This is a genomic window from Erythrobacter fulvus, from assembly GCF_028595285.1.
GTDB lineage: Bacteria > Pseudomonadota > Alphaproteobacteria > Sphingomonadales > Sphingomonadaceae > Erythrobacter > Erythrobacter fulvus.
Window position 1 is genome coordinate 120265 of record NZ_JAQQXQ010000005.1, and the last position, 22722, is coordinate 142986.

Below are 22722 nucleotides of genomic sequence, written 5' to 3' on the forward strand. Positions count from 1 at the left end.
TGGCGACCGGCATAGGGCAGGGGCAAGCTTGGAGAGAAGCCAATGAACGGGAATGTCGCTGCCACCCCCACCCGCCGCGCCCTGCTCGCCGGCGTAGCCGGCGGCGGTGCCCTGCTGCTGTTGCCCGCCTGTGCCAGTACCGGCGGCGGCTACAGCATGGAAGAGGCGGTGCGCCGCCTGCTGCTGATCGCCGCCGACAACGCCTTCGCCCGCCTGACCGCGCCCGGCGGCTTCTGGGACGAACAGGTGGCAAGGATCGGCCTCGACCAGTTTCTCGGGAGCCGCGGCAACACGCTGTCGCGCATCCTAACCTCGCAATTGTTCAAGGACCGGCTGGAGGAACGCTTTGCCGGTTTCGCGATCGAGGCGAGCTTCCGCGCTGCGCCGGTGGTGACCGATGCCGTGCGGGTGATCGGCTTTGCCAATGCAATCGAACTGGTGCGCGGCGGGCCGAGCGCGGCGAGCACTTATCTGCGCGGCGAGATGGGCACCGCCTTGCTCGATGCGATGGTGCCCGAACTGGGCGATGCGATCCGGCTGGCCGAAGATCCGCTGGTGGGAGAGGCGCTGGGCGCGCTCACCGGCATCAGGGTCGGAGAGGTGGCATCGCGCATCGGGCGCGAGGTTGACGATGCGATCTGGGGCGAAATCGCGGCAGAGGAAGCCGCGATCCGTGCCGATCCGCGCGCGACCCGCGATCCGCTGCTGATCGGCGTGTTCGGGCTCGGCTCGCGCCTCTGACGCGTCAGAAATGCCAGGTGATCGTGGTCAGCGGCACGTGGGTGATACGGTCGGTGCGTGATCCGCGCGGAAACACCACCAGCCAGTAACCCGCCCCCAGATCAAGCTGCTTGCCGATCCGGTGAATGACGGCGGCCTGCGCGCGCCATTGTTCGGTCGATGCGCCTTGTCCGGCATTGCGGCCCTGCAACAGGCCGAACCATTCGCCGTTAAGGGTTGCGCGCCAGCCTTCGGCGATCGGCTGGGTGTAGAGAATCCGCTGGCGCAGCCGCAGCTCCATCCGGTCGGCCCCGTCGAAGAAGCGTTCTTCCAGCCGCGTGCGCGATTCGAACCGGCCTTTCACCAGAATGATCTGCTGGTGCGGGCGCAATTCGGTGAGGCCGCCGGCATCCAGCACCATCATCCCGCCGCCCGCGCGCACGCCCTCGGCAAGCTGGTGATCGACGTTGAAGCGCAGCGTCTGCTGGTCGCCCCCGCGCGCGTCCGAACGCCAGCGCTGGGATCCGTCCACCGTCAGGGTGGTGCCGTCCGCAACCTCGCCGGTGGCGAAGGTCAACAGCCAGAATTGCGTGTCTTCCTCTGCCGCAAGCGCTTTCGATGGTTGCCAAGCGGCGGCGAGGGCGGCAAGCAGCAGCGCGAATGACACGATCGGTCTGGCCATGCGTGCGCCTTTAGGCTTCCCGCGCTGCGCTGACCACTCGAAAACCTCTGGAGTGAACCCATGAAATTCTTCGCCGACACTGCCGAAATCGACGCGATCAAGGATCTCGCCGCCACGGGCCTGCTCGACGGGGTGACGACCAATCCCTCGCTGATTGCCAAGTCGGGCCGCGATTTCATGGAAGTGACCAAGGAAATCTGCGCCATCGTCGACGGGCCGGTCAGCGCCGAGGTGGTCGCGCTTGATCATGCAACGATGATGAAAGAGGCGGAAGTCCTCCGCAAGATCGCGGATAATGTCTGCATCAAGGTGCCGCTGACGGTTGACGGCCTCAAGACCTGCAAGGCGCTTACAGGCGAGGGCACGATGGTGAACGTCACGCTTTGCTTTTCGGCCAATCAGGCGCTGCTCGCGGCCAAGGCCGGGGCGACCTTTATCTCGCCTTTCGTCGGGCGGCATGACGACAACGGCTTCGACGGGATGGACCTGATCGAGGATATTCGCCTGATCTACGACAATTATGATTTCGAAACCGAAATTCTCGTCGCCAGCGTGCGCCATGTCACCCACGTGTTGCAGGCCGCCAAGATCGGCGCCGACGTCATGACTGCGCCGCCTGCGGTGATCCACGCGCTGTTCAAGCATGTGCTGACCGACAAGGGCATCGAAGGCTTCCTTGCCGACTGGGCCAAGACGGGCCAGAGCATCCTTTAAAGACGCATGGCCGACCAGTCCCCGCTCGATCTGTTCAAGCAGGCGCTCACCGGCGCGTCGCGGGCGATTGCGCGCGATCCGGAGGTCGAGGTCGCATGGAGCGCCGATGTGCCGGGCAGCGCGGGCAACCGCTTCCGCGTGCCGCTGCCGGGGCGCGATCTGCCTGCCGATCAGGTGCGCGAGGCCCGCGGTTTCGCCGATAGTTTTGCGCTGAAACTGCGGCACCACAACGCCGCGCTGCATGCGAAGTCCGCTCCGCCAGAGCCTATCGCGCGCGCCTGCTACGACGCGATCGAGCAGGTGCGGTACGAGGCGCTGGGCGCCAACCGTTTCGGCGGGATCAAGGCCAATCTCGACGCGGCGACCGAACTGCGCACTGCGGGCGACAAGATCGTGCGGGCGCAGAATTCCTCCGAGGTTCCCTTGCAGACCGCGCTTGCCCTGCTGGTGCGCGAGGCGCTGACGGGCGAGGCAGTGCCGGAGAAAGCACGCGGCGGCATCGAGCTGGTGCGCGATTTCCTCGAAGAGAAGGTCGGCGGCGATTTCGCCGGGCTGGCCGAGAAGATCGGCGATCAGGAGGAATTCCAGAAGCTCGCGCTCGACATGCTGCGCGAACTCGATCTGACGCGGCCCACCGACGCCCCCGATGAAAGCGATTCGGACGACGCCGAGGACGAGGATGGGGCCGAGGACGATCAGACCGGCGAGGATGAAAACCAGGGCGAGGGCGATCCGCAGGCCGCCGAAATGGCTGGCGACATGGCCGAAGGCGACGGTGAGGGCGCGGAAAGCTCCGACGCTCAGGCCGACAGCGAGATGTCCGAAGGCGAACCGGGCGAGGACGGCGATGCCTCCAACGCGCCCGTGCGCCCGAACCGCCCGCAGGCCGAAGTGCCGCCGAGCGTCGATTACAAGGCCTATACCACCCGCTTCGACGAAGAAGTGGCCGCGCCCGACCTGTGCGATGCGGAAGAACTGGATCGCCTGCGCGCCTATCTCGACAGCCAGCTGACGGGGCTTCAAGGGGTGGTGACGCGGCTGGCGAACCGTTTGCAGCGCCGCTTGATGGCGCAGCAGAACCGCAGCTGGGATTTCGATCAGGAAGAAGGCGTGCTCGACGCTGCGCGGCTCTCCCGCGTGATTGTCTCGCCCGGCACGGCCCTGTCCTACAAGGTCGAACGCGATGTCGAGTTCAAGGACACCATCGTCACGCTGCTGATCGACAATTCGGGCTCGATGCGCGGGCGGCCGATCAGCATTGCCGCGATCAGCGCCGACATTCTGGCGCGCACGCTTGAGCGGTGCGGGGTCAAGACCGAGATCCTCGGCTTCACCACCCGCGCCTGGAAGGGCGGACAAAGCCGCGAGACGTGGCTCGCCGATGGCAAGCCGCAGAACCCCGGCCGCCTCAACGATCTGCGCCACATAGTCTACAAGCAGGCCGACGAGCCTTGGCGCCGCGCGCGCCGCAATCTCGGCCTGATGATGCGCGAGGGGCTGCTGAAGGAGAATATCGACGGTGAGGCGCTGATCTGGGCGCATTCCCGCCTGCTCCATCGCCCCGAGGAACGCCGCATCCTGATGGTGATCTCCGACGGCGCGCCGGTGGACGATTCGACCTTGTCGGTGAACAGCGCCGGCTATCTCGAAGCGCATCTTCGCAGCGTGATCGAGTGGATCGAAAAGGCTTCGCCCGTGCAGCTGGTCGCCATCGGCATTGGCCACGATGTGACGCGGTATTACCGGCGCGCGGTGACGATCATGGATGTGGAACAGCTCGGCGGCACGATCATGGAACAGCTCGCCGAACTGTTTGAGGATGAGAAGGGCACAAAGAGAAAATGAGCAAGGCCACCACTGTTACCGAAGCCGTCACCTCCCGCCGCTCGATCCGCGCCTTTCTCGACAAGCCGGTGGATCTCGAAACGCTGACCCGCGTGATGGACACCGCGCGCTGGGCGGCCTCGGGCTGCAATTATCAGCCGTGGGAAGCAAGCATCGTCACCGGCCAGCCGCTCAAGGACTTGCAGGCGAAGATCACCACGTCCGCGCCTCAGCAGGCCGAGTACGACTGGGCCGCGCCGGGGCAGGAGGATGCCTACAAGGAACGCCTCAACGCCGTGTCGGCGGGGATGTTCGGGGCGATGGGCATTGCGCGCGATGATGGCGCGGGGCGCATGGCGGCGATGATGAAGAACGCGGTCAGCTTCGATGCGCCCGCCGTGCTGTTCGTCTATTTCCCGCGGTTGATGAAGGAAGCCCAGTGGTCGGACACCGGCATGTGGCTGCAAACCGTCGCGCTGCTGCTGCGCGAGGAAGGGCTGGATAGCTGCTTTCAGGAATACATGGCGCTCTATGCCAACGTGATCCGCGACTTCCTCGGCCTCGATCACGAACGCTACATGTTCTTCTGCGGCATGGCGATCGGCTACCGCGATCCGGATGCGCCGGTGAACAATTTCGAACGCCAGCGCGTGCCGCTCGACGAGCAGGTGAAGTTCATCGGGTTCGAGTGAGATAATTGACGGAAGGGCGTAGGCTGGCCAAAGCGCGTGCCATGACCGACGTGCCTCTCAAACTGTTCAACTCGCTCACCCGTTCGCTCGAGGTGTTCGAGCCCGTCCATCCGGGCGAGGCGCGCGTCTATACCTGCGGGCCGACGGTCTATAACTACCCCCACATCGGCAATATGCGCGCCTATGTCTTTGCCGATGTGCTGGGGCGCACGCTGAGCTGGAAGGGCTACAAGCTCACCCACGTCATCAACATCACCGATGTCGGCCACCTCACCGACGATGCCGACGCGGGCGAGGACAAGATGGAGAAGATGGCTGCGGAAAAGGCGCAGTCGATCTGGGACATCGCCGAGCATTACAAGCAGGCCTATTGGGCCGATGTGAAGGCCCTCAACATCCGCCAGCCGGCGCAGTGGACGGTCGCGACCGATTACGTCCCGCAGATGATCGAGTTTGCTAAGGGCATTGCGGACAAGCACTGCTACGAGCTTGAGAGTGGGCTCTATTTCGATGTTTCGACCGTTGCGGATTACGGCCGTTTGGCGCGTGCCAATACCGAGGAGGGCGAGGGCCGGATCGAGGCCGTCGAGGGCAAGCGCAACGCCGCCGACTTCGCGATCTGGCGCAAGACTCCGCCGGGAGAGACGCGGCAGATGGAGTGGGACAGCCCGTGGGGCAAGGGCGCGCCGGGCTGGCACCTTGAGTGTTCCGTCATGTCAGGCGAGGTGCTGGGCTTTCCCTTCGACATCCACACCGGCGGGATCGACCACCGCGAAATCCACCACCCCAACGAGATCGCGCAGAATCAGGCGCATTGCTGCACCAATGGCCTCGACGATCCGAGGAATTCCGGCGCGCGCATCTGGATGCACAACAACTTCCTCGTCGAACGATCGGGGAAGATGTCGAAGTCTTCCGGAGAGTTCCTTCGGCTGCAACTGCTGATCGACAAGGGTTACCACCCGCTCGCCTATCGCCTGATGTGCCTTCAGGCGCATTATCGCAGCGAGCTGGAGTTCAGCTGGGAAGGGCTGGGCGCCGCCCTGACACGGTTGAAGCGGATGGTGATGGCTTTCGCCAAGTGGCGCGAGAAGCTGCCCGATACGCAGATCCCCGGCGATAGCTGGGAACGCGAGCGCGTGACCCGCGATCTCGTGGCTCGGTTCGACGCGGCGATTGCCAATGATCTCAACACCGCTGAGGGGCTGACCGTGCTGGAGGAAATGCTTGCGCTGAAAAAGGTCGCGCCCGAATGCATAGTGACGGCGGCGGCGAAGATGGATTCGGTGCTGGGCCTCGGCCTGGGCAATATGGAGCGCGCCGATCTGCGCATCCGGCCCAAATCCGCGAGCATCACCGAAGCCGAAATCGAAGCCGCGCTCGCCCGCCGCAAGGAAGCCCGCGCAGCCAAGGATTTCGCCACCTCCGATGCGATCCGCGACGAACTTGCCGCGCAGGGCGTAGAGGTGATGGACGGCGACCCGCTGGGATGGGAGTGGAAGCTTTGACGATACTGGCAATCTCGGGCCTGATCCGCCCGATGCTCGAAAACCGTCTTCCCGATGGCCTCGATGTGCGCTGGTTCATGACTCATGACGAGGCGCTGGAGGCGGTGGCCGAGGCGGAAATCGGCTGGTTCGATTCCAACAACAAGGACGACATGGTCCGCTCGCTGATGGCGGCCAAGAAGCTGAAATGGCTCAATTCGATCTATGCCGGCCTCGATTTCCTGCCGATGGATGTGCTGATCGAGCGCGGCATCACCGTCACCAACGGGGCGGGGATCAATGCCATCACCATCGCCGAATATGTGGTGATGGGGATGCTCAACATCGCCAAGGGCTACCGCGAGGTGGTGCGCGCGCAGGACCGGCACGAATGGCTGCTCGACAGTCCCGGCAAGCGCGAGCTGGCCGGGTCGAAGGCGCTGCTGCTGGGCTATGGCGCGATCGGAAAACTGATCCAGCCGCGATTGGAAGCCTTCGATGTGGAGGTCAGCGTGGTGCGCCGTTCGGGCGGCGAAGGCACGCTGCGCCCCGACGAATGGCGCGCGCGGCTGGGCGAGTTCGACTGGGTGATTCTGGCCGTGCCCGCCACGCCCGAAACCGAGGGCATGATCGGCGCGGCCGAGCTGGCGGCGATGAAATCGGATGCCGTGATCGTCAACATCGCGCGCGGCAGCGTGATCGATCAGCCCGCGCTGGTGGAGGCCTTGTCGAACAAGCAGATTGGCGGGGCGTTCCTCGACGTGACAACCCCCGAACCGCTGCCCGCAGACCATCCCCTGTGGTCGCTGCCCAACGCGCATATAACGATGCACCTGTCGGGCCGCGCGCAGGACAAGATGTTCCTGCGTTCCGGCCAGCGCTTCCTTGAAAACCTCGACAAATACTTGCGCGGGGAGCCGGTCGCGCCGGTGTTCGACCCTAGGATGGGTTACTGATTCGGCCCAAAGCTTTGCGCCTTGGCGCATTTCTGCAATACTCCCGGGCAAGGCCGGTCCATCACGGAGCGGTCACACTGCCGTTCTATCTGCACGGTAGCGGATAGCGGAGACGGGCGATGCGCCCTTGTTCCGGCGGTGCAGCTTGGGGGGAAACAGCATGAGTGATCCGAAAAAGGCGTCAGACCTCTTTATCGAGTGTCTCGAGGCGGAAGGTGTCGAATATATCTTCGGCGTGCCGGGCGAGGAGAACCTCGATTTTCTCGAAAGCCTGTCGCATTCGGACAAGATCAAGCTGATCCTGACCCGTCACGAACAGGGCGCGGGTTTCATGGCGGCGACCTATGGCCGCCACACCGGCAAGACCGGTGTGTTCCTGGCAACATTGGGACCTGGGGCGACCAACATGGTGACGGCAGTGGCCTATTCGCAGCTCGGCGGGATGCCGACGCTGGCGATAACCGGGCAGAAGCCGATCAAGAAGTCGAAGCAGGGCCGGTTCCAGATCCTCGACGTGGTGGCGATGATGAGCCCGATCACCAAATACGCCCACCAGCTCGCCAGCGCCGACAACATCCCAAGCCGCGTGCGTGAGGCGATCCGGCTGGCGGAGGAGGAAAAGCCCGGCGCGGTGCATCTCGAATTCCCCGAGGATATTGCCGAGGAAAAGACCACCAGCCGCCCGCTCGCCCCTTCGCTGGCCCGCCGTCCCAGTGCCGAGGCCAAGGCCGTGCGTCAGGCTGTGGTCGCGATCGAACAGGCGAAGAAGCCGATCCTCGTCATCGGGGCGGGCGCCAATCGCAAGATGACCGGGCGGATGCTGCGGCAGTTGATCGACAAGACCGGCATACCCTTCGTCACCACCCAGATGGGCAAGGGCGTGGTCGACGAACGCCACCCGCTGTTCCTCGGCTGTGCCGCGCTGTCGGCGGGCGATTTCGTCCATCGCGCGATTCAGGACGCGGACTGCATCGTCAATATCGGCCACGACGTGATCGAAAAGCCGCCCTTCTTCATGCGCAATGACGAGGAAGGCCCGGTCGGTTCGGACAGCCCGCCGACGGTGATCCATGTCTCTACCAAGACCGCCGAGGTCGATCCGGTCTATTTCCCGCAGATCGAGGTGATCGGCGACATCGCCAACGCGATCTGGCAAATCAAGGAAGACATCGTCCCGCAGGGCAAGTGGGATTTCAAGCGGATGCTTGAATACCGCGCCGCCGAGGTCGCGCATACGCAGGGCCTTGCCGGGGACGCGCGCTTCCCGATCTTCCCGCCGCATCTGGTGCAGCAGGTACGCGGCGCGATGCCCGAAGACGGGATCATCTGTCTCGATAATGGCGTCTACAAAATCTGGTTCGCGCGCGGTTATACCGCCTATCTGCCCAACACCGTCTTGCTCGACAACGCGCTGGCGACGATGGGCGCAGGCCTGCCGAGCGCGATGATGAGCGCGATGCTTTATCCCGACCGCAAGGTCATGGCGATCTGCGGCGACGGCGGATTCATGATGAATTCGCAGGAGATGGAAACCGCCGTCCGCCTCGGCCTCAATCTCACCGTGCTGATCCTGCGCGACGATGCCTACGGGATGATTCGCTGGAAGCAGGCGAACATGGGCTTCAAGGATTTCGGCCTGACCTACGGCAACCCCGATTTCGTCGCCTATGCCGAAAGCTACGGGGCACTGGGCCACCGCGTAACCTCAAGCGAACACCTGACCGATCTTCTTGCCCAATGCCGCGACACGCCGGGCGTGCACCTGATCGATTGCCCGGTCGACTATACCGAGAACGACCAGATCCTGAACCACGACATCAAGCGGCTGTCGAAGGAGCTTTGACAGGGGATGACAATTTTGGAGTTGCCCCGATGAAACTGAAGGACACCTATCCGCTCTATCTCAACAACAAGGCGGTGCAGCCCAACACCGATCTGGAGGTAACCGACAAATATACCGGCGAGGTCGCGTTCCGTACCGCGCTCGCCACGCCTGATGTGATCGAGGAGGGGATCGCGGGCGCCGTGAGCGCCGCCGAGCCGATGGCGCGGCTGGCGTCCTACGAGAAGCAGGACGTGCTGATGCACTGCGTCAAACGCTTCCGCGAACGGTTCGACGAATTGGCCTATGCGCTATGCGTGGAGGCGGGCAAGCCGATCAAGGATGCCGAGGGCGAGGTCACCCGCCTGATCGACACCTTCCGTATCGCGGCGGAAGAGGCCGTCAGGAATTACGGCGAAGTCCAGCCGCTCGACATTTCCCCGCGCGCCAAAGGCTATCAGGGGATGTGGAAGCGCGTGCCCATCGGGCCGTGCAGCTTTATCTCGCCGTTCAATTTTCCGCTGAACCTTGCCGCGCACAAGATCGCGCCGGCGATCGCGGTCGGCTGCCCCTTCGTGATGAAGCCGGCTTCCAAGACCCCGCTCGGCGCGCTGATCATGGGCGAGGTGCTGGCCGAATGCGACGTGCTGCCCGAAGGCGCGTTCAGCATCCTGCCCGCCAGCCGCGACGGGGCGGACCTGTTTACCGTGGACGAGCGGCTGAAGCTACTCTCCTTCACCGGCTCGCCCGGGGTGGGCTGGGACCTGAAGGCCAAGGCGGGCAAGAAGAAAGTCGTGCTCGAACTGGGCGGCAATGCAGCGGTGATCATCGACAAGGACGCCGATCTGGCCGACGCGCTGGAGCGGGTGATCTTCGGGGCTTTCTACCAGTCGGGCCAGTCCTGCATCGGGGTGCAGCGCATCCTGATCCACGATGCGGTCTACGACAGCTTCAAGGCGATGCTGGTGGAGCGTGCGGGCAAGCTGATCGCGGGCGATCCCAAGGTGCGCGATACTTTCATTGGCCCGATGATCTCGAACGGTGAGGCGAAGCGGCTGAAAGGCTGGATCGACGAGGCGGTGGAGGGCGGCGCAACCCTGCTATGCGGCGGAGGCCTGTCGCGCGGCAACATGCTCGAGGCGACCCTGCTCGAAAACGTGCCGGATGATGCAAAGGCCAAGAACGAGGAAGCCTTCGGCCCGCTCGCCATCCTGCAACGTTTCGATCACTTCGACGCCGCGCTGGAGGAGGTAAACAACTCCAGATTCGGGCTTCAGGCGGGCATCTTCACCCGCGACCTGTTCCAGATGTTCGACGCCTGGGACCGGCTCGATGTCGGCGGGATCGTCATCAACGACGTGCCGAGTTACCGCGTCGACAACATGCCCTATGGCGGGGTGAAGGATTCAGGCCTGGGCCGCGAAGGCATCCGTTTCGCGATGGAGGACATGAGCGAGATCCGGAATCTGGTGATCCGAAGAAGCTCCTGATTGCGAAGCCCCCTCCGGGGCCTCGTCCTCGGTGCAGTTCCCTCCTCTTCGCTACGGGGCACCTGCGGGCGCGCGGTCGCGCTTGCGGGCCGCTGGGCGGCCCGAGGCTCTGCGCCGACGGGCCGCTTCAAGGATCACCCCTCCTCCAGCAGCAAAAGCACTGCCGTCACCTCCAGCCGCTCCATCGCGCCGAAGCGGTGATCGACTTTGGTGATGGTGGCATCGGCGACCAGCTGGCCGGGCAGGGCGAATTCGTGATCGGGCAGGCGCTCGATCAGCTCCTCGCCGCCTGCGACGGCCTCGGGCCCGCGGAACTCCAACACCACCTCGTGCCGCGTGCCGGAAAAGGTGATCGATGCCCACGCTTTCTCGTCATGCGACAGTAGCGTGCCGTGCCCCTGCGCCAGCGCGGTGAGCGCGCTGCGGACCCGGTCGGCGGTGGTGCGGCGTGCGCGGAAACCGGCGAGCGGGGCGGACTTCACCTCGAAATCATCAAGATCGGCGAAGGCGTGAGCGAATGGATCGCGCAGGGATTCGGTCAGCATCATGCGGCCTCCTTCTGTTCGGCCGCCGCGCGGTCGGCATAGCCTTGCATCCATGCGCGGGTGCGCAGTTCGGTGTCGGGGCGGGGAATGCGGCCCATGCGCAGATCGAGCACGAAGCGCGGGTCATGGGCGGCGAGCCGCCCGAACTTGGTAGCGGGCATGGCGTGTGTCCGCAGGAAGGTTTCAATGGTCCGAAGCAGCATGGTTTTGCGTCCCTGTAGGTTGCCGAGTCGAAGGTGTTGCACCGGGCGAGTCGCCCGATGTTCCTGAAATGTTTCACTTCATTTCCTAGGCTATTATCCCCTTGCGACACGTAACGCTTTCCGCTATACAACCTGCATGAAAACGAAAGCCCCCACCCTTCGCCAGTTTCAGGACCGCTTCCCCACGGAAGAAAGCTGCCTTGAGCACCTTAAGCTGGTGCGCTTCGGTGAGCGCCACGAGTGCGAGAAGTGCGGCAAGAACGCCAAGTTCTACCGCATCGCCAAGCGCCGCTCGTATGGCTGTGAGTATTGCGGGCATCAGATTTACCCGACCGCCGGAACCCCGTTCCACGCGACCCGCACTAGCCTTCGCGACTGGTTCTTCGTCATGTTCCTGTTTTGCTCGAAGCGTAACGGTGTCGCTGCCAAGGAAGTCGAGCGCCAGATCGGCGTGACTTACAAGACCGCGTGGAGAATGTGCCATGAGGTTCGCAAGTATATGGCTATCGTGGACAGTGACGAACCCATGGGCGGGCCGTTCAAGACCGTGGAAGTCGATGAAACTTTCATCGGCGGCTATGACAAGGGCGGCTTCGGCGGCAAGGGCAAGACCATCGTTCTCGGCATTCAAGAGCGTGGCGGTAACATCACCACCCGCGTGGTCGCTGATCGCAAGACCGTCTCGCTAGTCCCGCACATTCTTGAACATGTGAAAGCGCACACCGAAATTCACACAGACGAGCTGCACGGCTATCGGGAAATCGCCATGTGGAACGGCTACTGGCACAAGACCGTCAATCACTCGAAGGGCTACTATGTATGCCGCACCAGCGGCGCGACCGTGAACAGCGTTGAGGGCTTCTGGTCGCAGCTAAAGCGCGGGATCAACGGCACTCACATTCACGTCAGCGCGAAGCATCTTCCGAAGTATCTCGGCGAGTTTGAGTATCGTCACAATCGGCGTCACCGTCCTGCGTCGATGCTGACTGAGCTGCTGGTTTCTTTCCCACGCTAGGCTTCTGGCCGTGGGCCATTGCCGAAAGAAGAGCATCAAAACGGGTATTTAGGTCACTCATGTCGGGTCAAATCCTACAGCCAGTAGGGTGCCCCAAGCCATAATCTTAAACGGCTTTTCGGCCATGCCCGGGATTCCACCCTGATTAACGTGCCTACGCTGGGCAATTTCAAATCCCTGATCGGCCAAGAACTTGGCAAAGGAATTAGCCATTGCAAAGTGTTCAGGATCAGGCCCTGCGCTCAAAAACGCAATAACAGTTTGGTCGCCCGCCTGCGCTTTTAGTTTAGCTAGTGCGTCAGTCATAAATTGTTGAGTTAGTTCAAAAGGTGGCGGCGCGTGATGAATGTGCTTGTCGCCGGTGTCGATGGTGCCGTTATTGGTCCCGTTAAAGGCCACGGACCGGTCTCCAGTTGCAGACACGGCCATTATTTGCGGTTGCTCTTCGCTGGTGGGTGCAGGCTTTAGCGCAAGCCGCAGCACCCAATAGAGCAAAAACACTACGATGCCTGCGGCAGCCCAAAGACGCACTTGTTCGACAGTCATTCCGCCCACCAATTTTCTTGTCGCGTCTGGGTATAGGCTCGCGGCGATCCCTGCCACGCCAATGGCGTTAGGAACAAGAATCCCCGGCGCGGAAACGGCAACGTTGTAAATCGCTTGGCGCATATCGACGCCTTATCACCACCCCGCCAGATTCGGGAGTCCTTGACACTAAATACCGTGGCTACGTGCTCCAAGGGGATAATAGCCATTTCCTACTTGTCTAGGAAAAATCCTATGTGTAGGATAATTCCATGGTTAAGGACCCGCAAAACCCCCGTCAGAGCCTCGCCGGACCGCGCGCGCGGCTGCTCGAATTGTCGCAGGAGAAGGGGGTGAGCTTGGCCGCCCTTTCGGAATTGCTGGGACGCAATCCGACCTATCTCCAGCAATTCATTCGCAAAGGGAGCCCGCGCAAGCTGGAGGAGCAGGATCGCGCAACACTCGCCCGCTTCCTGGGTATTGGCGAGGAGGAATTGCGCGAGTCGCAGGATAATTCCTACGTAAAGCCCCCTAAGCGGCGCGACTCGGGTGATTGGGTTGACGTGCCGCGGCTCGATCTCGGCGCGGCGGCAGGGGCAGGGCGCGTGCCGGGGGATGAGGCGGGCTTCGACGCCTTCCGATTCTCGCGCCGCTGGCTCGCCGAACAGGGGCTCGAAAGCGCGCAGCTCTCCGCGATCCGGGTCGAGGGGGATTCGATGGAGCCGCTACTCAACGACGGCGACGAAATCCTCGTCGACCTTTCGCCGCGTCCGTTCCGCGACGGCATCCACGTTGTGAGGCTGGGCGAGACCCTGATGGTCAAGCGCGTCGCAAGCACGGGGGCGGGGCGGGTGGCGCTGCTTTCGCAGAACCTCGCTTACCCGCCGGTCGAGGTCGCAGCGGAGGAAGTAGCGATCATCGGCCGGGTTGTGTGGAAGGGGGGGCGCGTATAGCCCCCAGCCGTGTCAATCGAGCAAGTAAGGCATGTCGCGCGCGACAGCTTCCCTGGAATACAGTTCGGCTTCGCCAATATCGAGATAGGGCATTTGCGCTGTATGGCGAGGGATCGGTCGAGCGAAGAGATTGTGCGGAAAACGGGGCTCGCTCCCCAGCTCAGCCGTAAGCTTTTCCCGTTCCTCTTCCAAGCCGTGTTCGAGGCCAATGCCGAGCCCGATACCATGCTCGGGCCATGTCCGTTCCGCATCGAGTTCGCACAACCGGTCGATCACATGATTGATCCTCATGTGCTTGGATCGATAGGGTTCCGGCATTTGCTCAGGGGGGATCACTCCGCCAGTCAGACGGTTCTTGCCGTTGGATTGCGCCAGAAAGATCGCCAGTGCGGTTACCCGGTCCATGGTTTCCTGCTCGACGAGCCATGTGAGGAAATCTTGGCTGTCATCGCGGAACAGAAGAATGCCGAGCGCTGCACTGTGCCAGATCAGCGGGTCGCCACTCTGCTTGATCCAGGCAATGTCATCGGCGCTGTCGGGATCTAGCATTTCGGGGAGAGGGGAAGCTGCGGCCGGGGTGGGCCTTTTGTTCCAGAACATCGATTTTCTCCTTGAATAGCTTGCTAAATCCTAGCGTGAGCGCCGTTAAGATTCCGTGACTTGTCAGTCGAGCACGCCAGGCTATCCTTCCGCCCATGACCGACACCCCCGAACCCAAGCCTACACCCCCCATGCGCGCCGCGATCATTCCGGTGACGCCGCTTCAGCAGAACTGCTCGCTGATCTGGTGCACCAAAACCATGAAGGGCGCGCTGGTCGATCCCGGCGGGGATCTCGACCGGCTGAAGGAAGCCGTCGCCAAGGCGGGCGTCACGCTCGAGAAGATCCTCGTAACCCATGGGCACCTCGATCATTGCGGGCAGGCCGGGATGCTGGCCGAGGAACTGGGCCTCCCCATCGAAGGCCCGCACGAGGATGACCGCTTCTGGATCGACCAGTTAGATGATGATGGCCCCCGCTGGGGGATGGTGGCCAAGAGCTTCACGCCGACCCGCTGGCTGAAGCACGGCGACACGGTGACGGTGGGTGAACTCACGCTCGACGTGATCCATTGCCCCGGCCACACCCCCGGCCATGTGGTGTTCTTCCACGAACCCAGCCGCTTCGCGATTGTCGGCGACGTGCTGTTCCAGGGAAGCATCGGTCGCACCGACTTCCCGCGCGGCAATCATCAGGACCTGATCGATTCGATCACCCAGCGCCTCTGGCCGCTCGGCGAGGACGTGATGTTCATCCCCGGCCATGGCCCGACGAGCACCTTCGGGCGCGAGCGCAAGACCAATGCGTTTGTGAGCGATTATGCGCTCGGGTAAGTTACAATTCGCAGGGCATATTTCCTAGCCGTTCAAGCAGCTTCAGCGTCCTGCTGAACTGTCGCCCATCCGGCTCATTCCAGAATATCAGCAATTTGCCATCTTTCATCGCGTAGCTGCGCACAGCGTCGTTCCCGCGACGGTTGGGAATGCCCGATCCCACAATATGGTGTGTTAGCGAGCCATTCTCGGCATCGGTTTGATATTGTCCGAAGTACTCGATCGTATTGCGTGCCGCTTCGGCCAGCCCATCTACGTCCTGTCGACCTTTTATGGGCGCAGAATCGGGGTCAAGCATGACCTGAACGCTCAAAAATCCCTCAGGCGTATAGATGAAACGTCCCCTAGCGCCCGAGCGATCAGGCTGCATTGGATTGCCTTCGCTGTCGAGATCAGACCATTTGACGACTTCCCAAACTCCGAAAAGACAAGGATCGTTCGGCTCCGACCGCGCCTGCGCGGCCAGCAGGGCAGTGGAAAGCACAACGGCAATCGCGCTCACCTTACATCACCCCCATCACCACCAGCACCGCGACGACCGCCAGACCCAGCTGCACTAGCATCGTCACCAGCGTGCCGATCATCCGGCCGACCTTGAGCTTGCCACCGTCCATGCCGAAGCCGTGCGCCACGCGGCCGATGAAATAGACTGCGGCGACGTAGGCCAGCCACCAGCTGCCCGCACCCGCCAGCTCGATCGCGGCGATCAGCACCAGCACGAAAGCGGTGTTCTCGACAAAGTTCAGCTGCGCGCGCATCCGCCGCTGCAAGCTCTCGCTACCGCCGTCGCCGACACTGATCTGCAGCGCGGTGCGCAGCGCGCCAATGCGGATGCCCAGCCAGATGTTGAGCACGGCGGCAGCCGCCGCAGCGGCGAGCGTTACGGGAAGCACGGTCATGTTGAAGATCCCCTCTTTGATATGCCGCCATTGCTAGGACTGCCTCGCGCGGGTTGCAACGTGCGAATTTTCCGCTATAGCGCGCGCCTTCCCGCCGCTGCTGGCCAAGGAAACCGCGTACTTGCTAGTGCTTGTGCGTCGGCGTTCCTTGCCGTAAGGGCGGCCTTCGAGAATCACGGCGTCCAAAGCTTCAAGCCGGTGGCGCGAACGCAAAGTTATTTGAGGAATTGGTGCCGCCATGGCTGTCCCCAAGAGAAAAGTATCGCCTTCCCGTCGCGGCATGCGTCGCTCGCATGATGCGCTGAAGGTCGAAGCATTCCACGAATGCCCGAACTGCGGTGAGCTGAAGCGCCCGCACAACATCTGCGGCCACTGCGGCCACTACAACGGGCGTCAGGTTGTCGCCGTCGGCTGATTGCCGCTGGCGTTCACGATAGACCGGAGAGAAACACCATGACCTTGCCGCGTATCGCCGTTGACGCGATGGGCGGGGATGAAGGCGTGCGCGTGATGGTCGAAGGCGCGGCGCTCGCCCGTCGCCGGCACGAGGAATTCAAGTTCCTCCTGGTTGGTGATGAAAAGCGCATCGCCGCCGCGCTCGACAATCATCCGGGCATGCGCGGTGCCTCCGAAATCCTGCATTGCGACGATGTTGTGGGCGGCGACGAATTGCCGAGCCGCGCCATGCGTCGTGCCAAGACCACCAGCATGGGCCTTGCGGTCAATGCGGTGAAGACCGGCGAGGCCGGTGCCGCAGTCAGCGCGGGCAATACCGGCGCGCTGATGGCGATGAGCAAGATTGCGCTGCGCACCCTGCCGGGGATCGACCGGCCCGCGCTCGCCGCGATCATGCCGACATTGCAGGCGCATGACGTGGTGATGCTCGACCTAGGCGCCAACACCGAAGCCGACGCACGCAACCTGGTGCAGTTTGCGGTGATGGGCGCGGCCTATTCGCGCATCGTCAACGGATTCGAGCGCCCGGTGGTCCGGCTGCTCAATATCGGCACCGAAGAGATCAAGGGCACCGAGGAACTGCGCGGTGCGGCTGCGATGCTCACTGCCGCTTCGGCGGGAGGCGGGCTGGCGCTGGACTTCGACGGCTTCGTGGAAAGCGACAAAATCAATCGCGGCGAGACCCACGTTGTCGTTACCGACGGATTTTCGGGCAATATCGCGCTGAAGGCGATCGAAGGCTCGGCGCGCTTCGTTACCGACCTGCTGCGTCAGGCCTTCACCTCCTCGCTGCGCTCGAAGATCGGCTTTCTGGTCTCGCGCCCTGCGACCGAGCTGCTCAAGCACCATCTCGATCCGAATAATCACAACGGCGCGGTGTTTCTCGGCCTCAACGGCGTGGTGGTGAAAAGCCACGGCAGCGCCAACGCCAAGGGCGTTGCCAATGCGGTAGCCGTCGCTGCCCGGTTGCTCGAAAACAAGCTGACCGAACGGATCGCGCACGACCTTGCCGAGCTCGGACAGGATGCGCTCGGACGCAACGGCAAGGGCCGCGCTTCGGGCGACGGTGAGGTTGCCCTGTGAAACCTGGGGGCGTGGCCGGATCGCGATTGATTGGCACCGGGTCGGCGCTTCCTGCAAAGGTCGTCACCAATGCCGAACTGGCGGAGCGCGTGGATACCTCGGACGAATGGATCGTCGAGCGTACCGGTATCCGTCAGCGTTACATCGCGGGTGAGGGTGAAACGACCGCCACGCTGGCCACCGCTGCGGCGCGCGCGGCGCTGGAAGACGCGGGCGTCGATGCTGCCAGTATCGATTTGATCGTGCTGGCCACGGCCACGCCGGACAACACCTTCCCCGCCACCGCCACCAAGGTGCAGGCCGCACTGGGCTGCACGGGCGGGATCGCCTTCGATGTCGCGGCGGTCTGTTCCGGTTTTCTCTACGCGCTCGCCACTGCCGACTCGCTGCTGCGCACCGGCATGGCCAAGCGCGCGCTGGTGATCGGTGCAGAGACTTTCAGCCGGATTCTCGACTGGGAAGACCGGACGACTTGCGTGCTGTTCGGCGACGGGGCCGGTGCCGTCGTGCTCGAAGCGCCTTCGGGCGAACCACAGGGCGCAAACGCCCCCGGTATCCTCGGCACGCGTCTCCATGCGGACGGATCATGTCATGATCTGCTTTATGTCGATGGCGGGCCGTCGAGCACGCAGACTGTCGGCCATGTGCGCATGAAGGGCCGCGAGGTGTTTCGCCATGCGGTCGTGAACCTGTCCGACGTTCTCAAGGAAGTGCTTGAGGTAACGGGCGTTTCTGCCGACCAGATTGACTGGGTCGTGCCGCACCAGGCCAATGCCCGGATCCTCGATGCGACGGCAAAGAAGCTTGGGGTCGCGCCGGAAAAGGTCATCGTCACGGTTCAGGACCATGCCAATACCTCGGCCGCTTCGGTGCCGCTGGCGCTCGATACCGCGCGCAAGGACGGGCGAATCAAACAGGGCGATCTGGTCATGCTCGAAGCGATGGGCGGCGGTTTCACCTGGGGGGCGAGCCTGATCCGTCTGTGATCTGTGCCCTGCGGCGCGAAGGCATCAGCTAACACAAATGCTGAAAACTCAACATTCATCGCAGCATCGCGTTGCAAAATCGCCGGAAAATAGTAAGTTGAAGTTCTTCGGATGGGTCGCGCCAACGAAGGAGAAAACGCATGATGCGTTCGGTAGGCACTTTGACCCGCGCTGATCTCGCGGAAACAATCAACCGCAAGATGGGTTTCAGCCGTGCGGAATCGCTCGAAATGGTCGAGGCGATCCTCGGCAAAATGAGCGATGCGCTTGCACGCGGCGAAAACGTCAAGATTTCCGGCTTCGGCAGCTTCGTGCTGCGTGACAAGAACGAGCGGATCGGCCGCAACCCCAAGACCGGGGTGGAAGTGCCGATTACCCCGCGCCGGGTGATGACGTTCCGTTCGAGCCAGTTGCTCAAGGAACGCATCGCCAAGGGGTGAGGAACAAGGGGTGAGAGCCAATGGCCGAATTCGGTGACGGGAAAGACGAGGGCGCGTTGCGCACCATCGGCGAAGTCAGCGAGGCGCTTGGCATCAAGCCCCACGTCCTGCGTTACTGGGAACAGCAATTCCCCCTGCTCAAGCCGCTGAAGCGCAGCGGTGGGCGCCGCTATTACCGGCCGGCCGACGTCGCGATGGTCGAGGCGATCGACCGGCTGGTGAACCGCGAGGGCTATACCCTCAAAGGGGCAGAGGCAGTCTTGCGTACGGGTGGAAAACCGGCAGGCGAACCTGCCGTGCATGCCCGCAGCGAGGACGCTACCCCGGGGGTGCGACTGATGGTGACCGAGGGGCCGGACGTGGCCGAAATCGTCGCCGGGCTGAAAGCCGTCCGTACCAGACTGGCGTCGGCGCTCGACGCGTAAGTCCCTATTCTGCCGCCATCAGAGCAGCTTCGCCCAGATCGACGCTGACCAGGCGCGACACGCCCTTTTCCGCCATCGTCACCCCGAACAGGCGGTGCATCCGGCTCATCGTCACTGCGTTGTGGGTGACGATCAGATATCGCGTGGTGGTGGTACGCACCATCGAATCGAGCAGGTCGCAGAAGCGTTCCACATTCGCATCGTCCAATGGCGCGTCGACTTCGTCGAGCACGCAGATCGGTGCGGGGTTGGTCAGGAACAGGGCGAAGATCAGCGCGGTCGCCGTCAAGGCCTGCTCGCCGCCCGATAGCAGCGAAAGCGATTGCAGCCGCTTGCCCGGCGGCTGGGCGTAGATTTCCAGCCCCGCTTCCAGCGGATCGTCGCTGTCGACCAGCGCAAGATGTGCCTGCCCGCCCTCGAACAGGCGGGTGAACAGCACGCGGAAATGGCTGTCCACTTCCTCGAAGGCGGCGCGCAGGCGTTCGCGCCCTTCGCGGTTGAGGCTGCCGATCGAACCGCGCAGGCGTGCGATGGCTTCGGCGAGTTCGGCCTGTTCGCTGGCGTTGTTGCCGTGTTCGGCTTCGATCCGGGCGAGTTCGTCAGCCGCCACAAGGTTCACCGGCCCGATCCGTTCGCGCGATGCGGTGAGGCGTTCGAGTTCTTCCGATTCGCTGCTGGCAGGGGCGATATCATCCTCGGTGAAACCGAACCGTTTGCCCAGCAGCGGGGGCGGGCACTGAAAGCGCTCGCCCGAAATGCGCGCCAGTTCGGTGCGGCGTGATTCCTCGTTTTCTGCCCGCGCGGCTAGGCTGGCGCGGCCTTCGCGCGCCTGCGCCAGCGTTTCGGTGCGCTGTGCCAGTTCGGCATCGGCGGCGCGTTGGCGGGTATCGGCCTCACGCATGGCGGCTTCGGCAGCGGCGAGCTCCTCGCCAAGGCGCGTGCGCGTCGCCTCGCCTGCCTCGATCTCGGCGGTCAGCGCGGCGGGCTTGGCGGCATGGACGGCGCGCTCTTCCTCGATTTCCGACAGGCGACGGCCAGCCTCGGCCATGCGCCGTTCGGCATCGCTTGACCGCGCTTTCCACCCCGCCTGTTCGGCCTGCTGCGCCGCCAGCCGCTCGCGCGCAACGGCCAGCGCCTGATCCTGCGCGGCCAGTTCGGCCAGTGCAGCCTGAACCGCGCTGCGGGCGGCTTCGTTCTTTGCCTGTGCCGCCTCCAGCGCGGCGCGTTCGGCATCGCGCGCGGGCAGGCGCTGGCGTTGTTCCTCGGCGGCGGCGAGTTCCTCGCGCGCGGCGGCAAGCTGGGTCTCCAGATCGCCCGCGCTGGCCGCGAGTTCCGCCAGCCGCGCGGCAAGCCGTTCCTTCGCCGCCTCGGCCTGATCGAGCCGCCGCAGGGCCTGCCGTTCGGCTTCGATCGCACCGGCGATGGCGCGCTCCTGCGCGATCAACCCGGTTTGCAACGCGCTCAGCTCCTCGCGCACCCTCTTGTCCTCGGCCTCTGCCGCAGAAACCGCTTCGCGCAGGGGGGGTAGCGCGGCATCCAGCTCGGCAAAGCGGTTGGCGGCTTCGAGTTGTGCCGCTTCCGCCGCGCCTTCGCCGCGCGCGATGAAGCCGTCCCACCGCCGCAGATGTCCGGTGCGGGTGACCAGCCATTCACCGGGCGACAGCTCCCGCGAGTCATCCGTATCGACACAATGCACCAGTGCGAGGCGGGCGCGCAGTTCTTCTGGGCAATCGGACAAGTGGGCAAGCAGGCTGTCGGCCACCGGTGCAGGCGCACCGGCCCCCGTCCAGAAACGCCCGTCCTGCGCCGCGCCCGGCGCGCCGAGCGGTGATTTGCCGTCCCGCCCCAGCACCGCCGCCACCGCGCGTTCGTATCCCGGAGCGACTTTCACCCGGTCGAGTGCGGCCGGAAGACCCTGCCGCCCGGCTTCGCGCTTGGCCCGGGCATCGCGATCACGGGACAGAGCGGCGTGTTCGCGTTCGATCCCGGCCAGTTCGGCCTTCGCCGTCGCGAGCCGAGATGATGCCTCGTCGCGTTCGCTCTGCAATTCGCCCTTGCGCGTCTGATCTGCGGCGAGTTTCTCGCGCAGCGTCGCAAGTTCTGCGGCGGCCTCTTCGGCCTCGGCCCGCGCGGCGTCCACATCGGCTTGCGGATCGCCGCTTTCGGCAAGTTCGGTGCGGGTGCGGGCGAGCCGCGCCATTTCCGCCTCAACCCGCGCGAGCCGCGCTTCGGCCTGTTCGACGGCGGCTTCGGCCACGCGCCATTCGGCTTCGACTCCGGCGTGATCGGCGGTCGCCTTGGCCAGCGCGAGTTCGGCGGTGCGGCTGGCGCGTTCGCTGTTCTCTGCACGGTTGGCCAGCGCGGGGCGGGCGGCCTCCGCATCGGTCACAGCCTTGCGGCTGGCTGCGACCTCGGTATCGAGCCGCGCCAGCGCCTCGACCGCGCTGCTGGTCAGCCGGTCGGCATCGGCGCGATCCTCCTCCAGGCGGGTCTGCTGGCGGGTGAGATCGGCCAGTCGGGTTTCGGCAGCTTCGAGCTTTTCGGCTAGCGCGGCCATGCGGTGGCCATGGGCGCTGGCATCGTCGCGCCGGTCGGCCAGTTCGTCGCGCGCTTCGGCCAATGCCTGCGCGGCGGTGGCCTGTTCTTTCTGCGCTTCGGCAACGGCGGCCTGCGCTGTGGCAACGGCGGCATTGGCGCTTTCCGCTGCCGCGCGCGCTTCCTTGGCCGCGGCGGCCGCTTCGCGCCAGCGCGCGAACAACAGCCGTGCCTCGGCCGCCTGAATTTTCTGGGTCAGTTCAGTGTAGCGTTCGGCCTGCTTGGCCTGCCGTTTCAGCGAGGAAATCTGCGCGTCCAGCCCGGCCATCAGATCTTCGAGCCGGGCAAGGTTCGCCTCGGCCCCGCGCAGCTTGCTTTCGGCGTCCTTGCGGCGGACGTGCAGCCCGGCGATCCCTGCGGCCTCTTCCAGCATCGCGCGGCGTTCGGCCGGCTTTGCGGCGATCACCTGTGCGATTTTGCCCTGACTGACGAGTGCAGGCGAATGTGCGCCGGTCGCTGCGTCGGCGAAGGTCAGCGCCACATCCTTGGCCCGGACGTCGCGCCCGTTGACACGGTAGGCGCTGCCCGCGCCGCGTTCGATCCGGCGGGTGACGACCAGTTCCTCGTCCCGGTCATCGCTGGCGTGGAGCACCACTTCGGCAAAGTCGCGCGGGGGGCGGGTGGAGGTGCCCGCGAAGATCACGTCCTCCATGCCCCCCGAACGCAGCGACTTGGCCGAGGTTTCCCCCATGACCCAGCGGATCGCTTCGAGCAGGTTGGATTTGCCGCAGCCATTGGGGCCGACGACCCCGGTCAGCCCCGGCTCAATGCGCAGTTCCGCCGGCTCGACGAAGCTCTTGAAACCGCTGAGCTTGAGCCGGTGGATCTGCATCGGGC

The 22722-nt window shown here is 64.0% G+C and carries 24 protein-coding genes; 16 read left to right on the top strand and 8 right to left on the bottom strand.

Features of this window, described 5'->3' with window-relative positions; all coding sequences use genetic code 11:
- Positions 1-42: 42 nt before the first annotated feature.
- Positions 43-741: a DUF4197 domain-containing protein gene (locus OIK40_RS07930; protein WP_273677609.1), complete on the top strand. Its 699-nt coding sequence runs from the start codon at positions 43-45 to the stop codon at positions 739-741.
- Between the two features lie 4 nt (positions 742-745).
- Here OIK40_RS07930 and OIK40_RS07935 read toward each other — a convergent pair whose 3' ends face one another.
- Positions 746-1402: a DUF2490 domain-containing protein gene (locus OIK40_RS07935; protein ID WP_273677610.1), complete on the bottom strand. Its 657-nt coding sequence runs from the start codon at positions 1400-1402 to the stop codon at positions 746-748.
- Between the two features lie 60 nt (positions 1403-1462).
- Here OIK40_RS07935 and fsa point away from each other — a divergent pair, with 60 nt between their 5' ends.
- The 7 genes from fsa to OIK40_RS07970 all read left to right on the top strand — a co-directional run bounded on the left by fsa (position 1463) and on the right by OIK40_RS07970 (position 10387).
- Positions 1463-2116, top strand: coding sequence for a fructose-6-phosphate aldolase (gene fsa, locus OIK40_RS07940; RefSeq protein ID WP_273677612.1), 654 nt, complete (start codon positions 1463-1465; stop codon positions 2114-2116).
- A gap of 6 nt (positions 2117-2122) precedes the next feature.
- Positions 2123-3961, top strand: a complete 1839-nt coding sequence (gene cobT / locus OIK40_RS07945) for a cobaltochelatase subunit CobT (RefSeq protein ID WP_273677614.1) — start codon at positions 2123-2125, stop codon at positions 3959-3961.
- Complete coding sequence (locus OIK40_RS07950; RefSeq protein ID WP_273677616.1) at positions 3958-4632, top strand: nitroreductase; 675 nt, start codon at positions 3958-3960, stop codon at positions 4630-4632. The genes cobT and OIK40_RS07950 overlap by 4 nt, the downstream gene beginning before the upstream one ends.
- 41 nt (positions 4633-4673) lie before the next feature.
- Entirely contained in the window at positions 4674-6140 is a 1467-nt protein-coding gene (gene cysS, locus OIK40_RS07955; RefSeq protein WP_273677618.1) for a cysteine--tRNA ligase, read from the top strand.
- Positions 6137-7075 carry a D-2-hydroxyacid dehydrogenase gene (locus OIK40_RS07960; protein ID WP_273677619.1) on the top strand — a complete coding sequence of 313 codons (939 nt, stop codon included), beginning with the start codon at positions 6137-6139 and terminating at the stop codon, positions 7073-7075. The genes cysS and OIK40_RS07960 overlap by 4 nt, the downstream gene beginning before the upstream one ends.
- Before the next feature lie 160 nt (positions 7076-7235).
- On the top strand, positions 7236-8918 hold the full coding sequence (locus tag OIK40_RS07965) for an acetolactate synthase large subunit (protein WP_273677621.1): 1683 nt from the start codon (positions 7236-7238) through the stop codon (positions 8916-8918).
- Positions 8919-8947: 29 nt separating this feature from the next.
- Positions 8948-10387 (top strand): aldehyde dehydrogenase family protein, encoded by a 1440-nt coding sequence (locus tag OIK40_RS07970; RefSeq protein WP_273677623.1) that lies wholly within the window; start codon positions 8948-8950, stop codon positions 10385-10387.
- A 134-nt stretch (positions 10388-10521) separates the two neighbouring features.
- On the opposite strand, the gene OIK40_RS07975 is transcribed toward OIK40_RS07970, so the two are convergent.
- The gene (locus OIK40_RS07975; protein ID WP_273677625.1) at positions 10522-10935 is read right to left on the bottom strand and encodes a hypothetical protein; all 414 of its coding nucleotides are present in this window, start codon (positions 10933-10935) and stop codon (positions 10522-10524) included.
- On the bottom strand, positions 10932-11135 hold the full coding sequence (locus OIK40_RS07980; protein WP_273677627.1) for a hypothetical protein: 204 nt from the start codon (positions 11133-11135) through the stop codon (positions 10932-10934). The genes OIK40_RS07975 and OIK40_RS07980 overlap by 4 nt, the downstream gene beginning before the upstream one ends.
- A 136-nt stretch (positions 11136-11271) precedes the next feature.
- On the opposite strand from OIK40_RS07980, the gene OIK40_RS07985 reads away from it, so the two are divergent.
- Positions 11272-12150, top strand: coding sequence for an IS1595 family transposase (locus tag OIK40_RS07985; RefSeq protein WP_273677628.1), 879 nt, complete (start codon positions 11272-11274; stop codon positions 12148-12150).
- Between the two features lie 57 nt (positions 12151-12207).
- Here OIK40_RS07985 and OIK40_RS07990 read toward each other — a convergent pair whose 3' ends face one another.
- The gene (locus OIK40_RS07990; protein WP_273677630.1) at positions 12208-12819 is read right to left on the bottom strand and encodes a hypothetical protein; all 612 of its coding nucleotides are present in this window, start codon (positions 12817-12819) and stop codon (positions 12208-12210) included.
- 128 nt (positions 12820-12947) lie between these two features.
- On the opposite strand from OIK40_RS07990, the gene OIK40_RS07995 reads away from it, so the two are divergent.
- Positions 12948-13628 (top strand): S24 family peptidase, encoded by a 681-nt coding sequence (locus OIK40_RS07995; protein WP_273677631.1) that lies wholly within the window; start codon positions 12948-12950, stop codon positions 13626-13628.
- A gap of 12 nt (positions 13629-13640) precedes the next feature.
- Here OIK40_RS07995 and OIK40_RS08000 read toward each other — a convergent pair whose 3' ends face one another.
- Entirely contained in the window at positions 13641-14228 is a 588-nt protein-coding gene (locus OIK40_RS08000) for a hypothetical protein (RefSeq protein ID WP_273677633.1), read from the bottom strand.
- A 131-nt stretch (positions 14229-14359) separates the two neighbouring features.
- Between OIK40_RS08000 and OIK40_RS08005 the strand changes: the two genes are divergently transcribed.
- Positions 14360-15001 carry an MBL fold metallo-hydrolase gene (locus OIK40_RS08005; RefSeq protein ID WP_273677878.1) on the top strand — a complete coding sequence of 214 codons (642 nt, stop codon included), beginning with the start codon at positions 14360-14362 and terminating at the stop codon, positions 14999-15001.
- Between the two features lies 1 nt (position 15002).
- Here the strand turns inward: OIK40_RS08005 and OIK40_RS08010 are convergent, their stop codons facing one another.
- Together OIK40_RS08010 and OIK40_RS08015 are read right to left on the bottom strand one after the other, a co-directional pair.
- The gene (locus OIK40_RS08010; protein WP_273677634.1) at positions 15003-15503 is read right to left on the bottom strand and encodes a lipocalin-like domain-containing protein; all 501 of its coding nucleotides are present in this window, start codon (positions 15501-15503) and stop codon (positions 15003-15005) included.
- 1 nt (position 15504) lies between these two features.
- Positions 15505-15900 (bottom strand): MAPEG family protein, encoded by a 396-nt coding sequence (locus OIK40_RS08015; protein ID WP_273677636.1) that lies wholly within the window; start codon positions 15898-15900, stop codon positions 15505-15507.
- Positions 15901-16138: 238 nt separating this feature from the next.
- On the opposite strand from OIK40_RS08015, the gene rpmF reads away from it, so the two are divergent.
- The 5 genes from rpmF to OIK40_RS08040 all read left to right on the top strand — a co-directional run bounded on the left by rpmF (position 16139) and on the right by OIK40_RS08040 (position 19290).
- Complete coding sequence (gene rpmF / locus OIK40_RS08020; RefSeq protein WP_086736123.1) at positions 16139-16315, top strand: 50S ribosomal protein L32; 177 nt, start codon at positions 16139-16141, stop codon at positions 16313-16315.
- A gap of 38 nt (positions 16316-16353) precedes the next feature.
- Positions 16354-17439, top strand: coding sequence for a phosphate acyltransferase PlsX (plsX, locus tag OIK40_RS08025; RefSeq protein ID WP_273677640.1), 1086 nt, complete (start codon positions 16354-16356; stop codon positions 17437-17439).
- An 11-nt stretch (positions 17440-17450) separates the two neighbouring features.
- The gene (locus OIK40_RS08030) at positions 17451-18425 is read left to right on the top strand and encodes a beta-ketoacyl-ACP synthase III (RefSeq protein ID WP_273677642.1); all 975 of its coding nucleotides are present in this window, start codon (positions 17451-17453) and stop codon (positions 18423-18425) included.
- 140 nt (positions 18426-18565) lie between these two features.
- Positions 18566-18865, top strand: a complete 300-nt coding sequence (locus OIK40_RS08035; protein ID WP_273677644.1) for an integration host factor subunit alpha — start codon at positions 18566-18568, stop codon at positions 18863-18865.
- A gap of 20 nt (positions 18866-18885) precedes the next feature.
- Positions 18886-19290, top strand: a complete 405-nt coding sequence (locus OIK40_RS08040; RefSeq protein ID WP_273677645.1) for a MerR family transcriptional regulator — start codon at positions 18886-18888, stop codon at positions 19288-19290.
- A 4-nt stretch (positions 19291-19294) separates the two neighbouring features.
- Here OIK40_RS08040 and OIK40_RS08045 read toward each other — a convergent pair whose 3' ends face one another.
- On the bottom strand, positions 19295-22717 hold the full coding sequence (locus OIK40_RS08045; RefSeq protein WP_273677647.1) for a chromosome segregation SMC family protein: 3423 nt from the start codon (positions 22715-22717) through the stop codon (positions 19295-19297).
- Positions 22718-22722 lie beyond the last annotated feature (5 nt).

Bases quoted from the DNA above. Each gene is read 5' to 3' on its own strand.
- OIK40_RS07930 (WP_273677609.1), top strand. From the start codon at position 43: ATGAACGGGAATGTCGCTGCCACCCCCACCCGCCGCGCCCTGCTCGCC.
- OIK40_RS07935 (WP_273677610.1), bottom strand. From the start codon at position 1,402: ATGGCCAGACCGATCGTGTCATTCGCGCTGCTGCTTGCCGCCCTCGCC.
- fsa (WP_273677612.1), top strand. From the start codon at position 1,463: ATGAAATTCTTCGCCGACACTGCCGAAATCGACGCGATCAAGGATCTC.
- cobT (WP_273677614.1), top strand. From the start codon at position 2,123: ATGGCCGACCAGTCCCCGCTCGATCTGTTCAAGCAGGCGCTCACCGGC.
- OIK40_RS07950 (WP_273677616.1), top strand. From the start codon at position 3,958: ATGAGCAAGGCCACCACTGTTACCGAAGCCGTCACCTCCCGCCGCTCG.
- cysS (WP_273677618.1), top strand. From the start codon at position 4,674: ATGACCGACGTGCCTCTCAAACTGTTCAACTCGCTCACCCGTTCGCTC.
- OIK40_RS07965 (WP_273677621.1), top strand. From the start codon at position 7,236: ATGAGTGATCCGAAAAAGGCGTCAGACCTCTTTATCGAGTGTCTCGAG.
- OIK40_RS07970 (WP_273677623.1), top strand. From the start codon at position 8,948: ATGAAACTGAAGGACACCTATCCGCTCTATCTCAACAACAAGGCGGTG.
- OIK40_RS07975 (WP_273677625.1), bottom strand. From the start codon at position 10,935: ATGATGCTGACCGAATCCCTGCGCGATCCATTCGCTCACGCCTTCGCC.
- OIK40_RS07980 (WP_273677627.1), bottom strand. From the start codon at position 11,135: ATGCTGCTTCGGACCATTGAAACCTTCCTGCGGACACACGCCATGCCC.
- OIK40_RS07985 (WP_273677628.1), top strand. From the start codon at position 11,272: ATGAAAACGAAAGCCCCCACCCTTCGCCAGTTTCAGGACCGCTTCCCC.
- OIK40_RS07990 (WP_273677630.1), bottom strand. From the start codon at position 12,819: ATGCGCCAAGCGATTTACAACGTTGCCGTTTCCGCGCCGGGGATTCTT.
- OIK40_RS07995 (WP_273677631.1), top strand. From the start codon at position 12,948: ATGGTTAAGGACCCGCAAAACCCCCGTCAGAGCCTCGCCGGACCGCGC.
- OIK40_RS08000 (WP_273677633.1), bottom strand. From the start codon at position 14,228: ATGTTCTGGAACAAAAGGCCCACCCCGGCCGCAGCTTCCCCTCTCCCC.
- OIK40_RS08005 (WP_273677878.1), top strand. From the start codon at position 14,360: ATGCGCGCCGCGATCATTCCGGTGACGCCGCTTCAGCAGAACTGCTCG.
- OIK40_RS08015 (WP_273677636.1), bottom strand. From the start codon at position 15,900: ATGACCGTGCTTCCCGTAACGCTCGCCGCTGCGGCGGCTGCCGCCGTG.
- rpmF (WP_086736123.1), top strand. From the start codon at position 16,139: ATGGCTGTCCCCAAGAGAAAAGTATCGCCTTCCCGTCGCGGCATGCGT.
- plsX (WP_273677640.1), top strand. From the start codon at position 16,354: ATGACCTTGCCGCGTATCGCCGTTGACGCGATGGGCGGGGATGAAGGC.
- OIK40_RS08035 (WP_273677644.1), top strand. From the start codon at position 18,566: ATGATGCGTTCGGTAGGCACTTTGACCCGCGCTGATCTCGCGGAAACA.
- OIK40_RS08040 (WP_273677645.1), top strand. From the start codon at position 18,886: ATGGCCGAATTCGGTGACGGGAAAGACGAGGGCGCGTTGCGCACCATC.
- OIK40_RS08045 (WP_273677647.1), bottom strand. From the start codon at position 22,717: ATGCAGATCCACCGGCTCAAGCTCAGCGGTTTCAAGAGCTTCGTCGAG.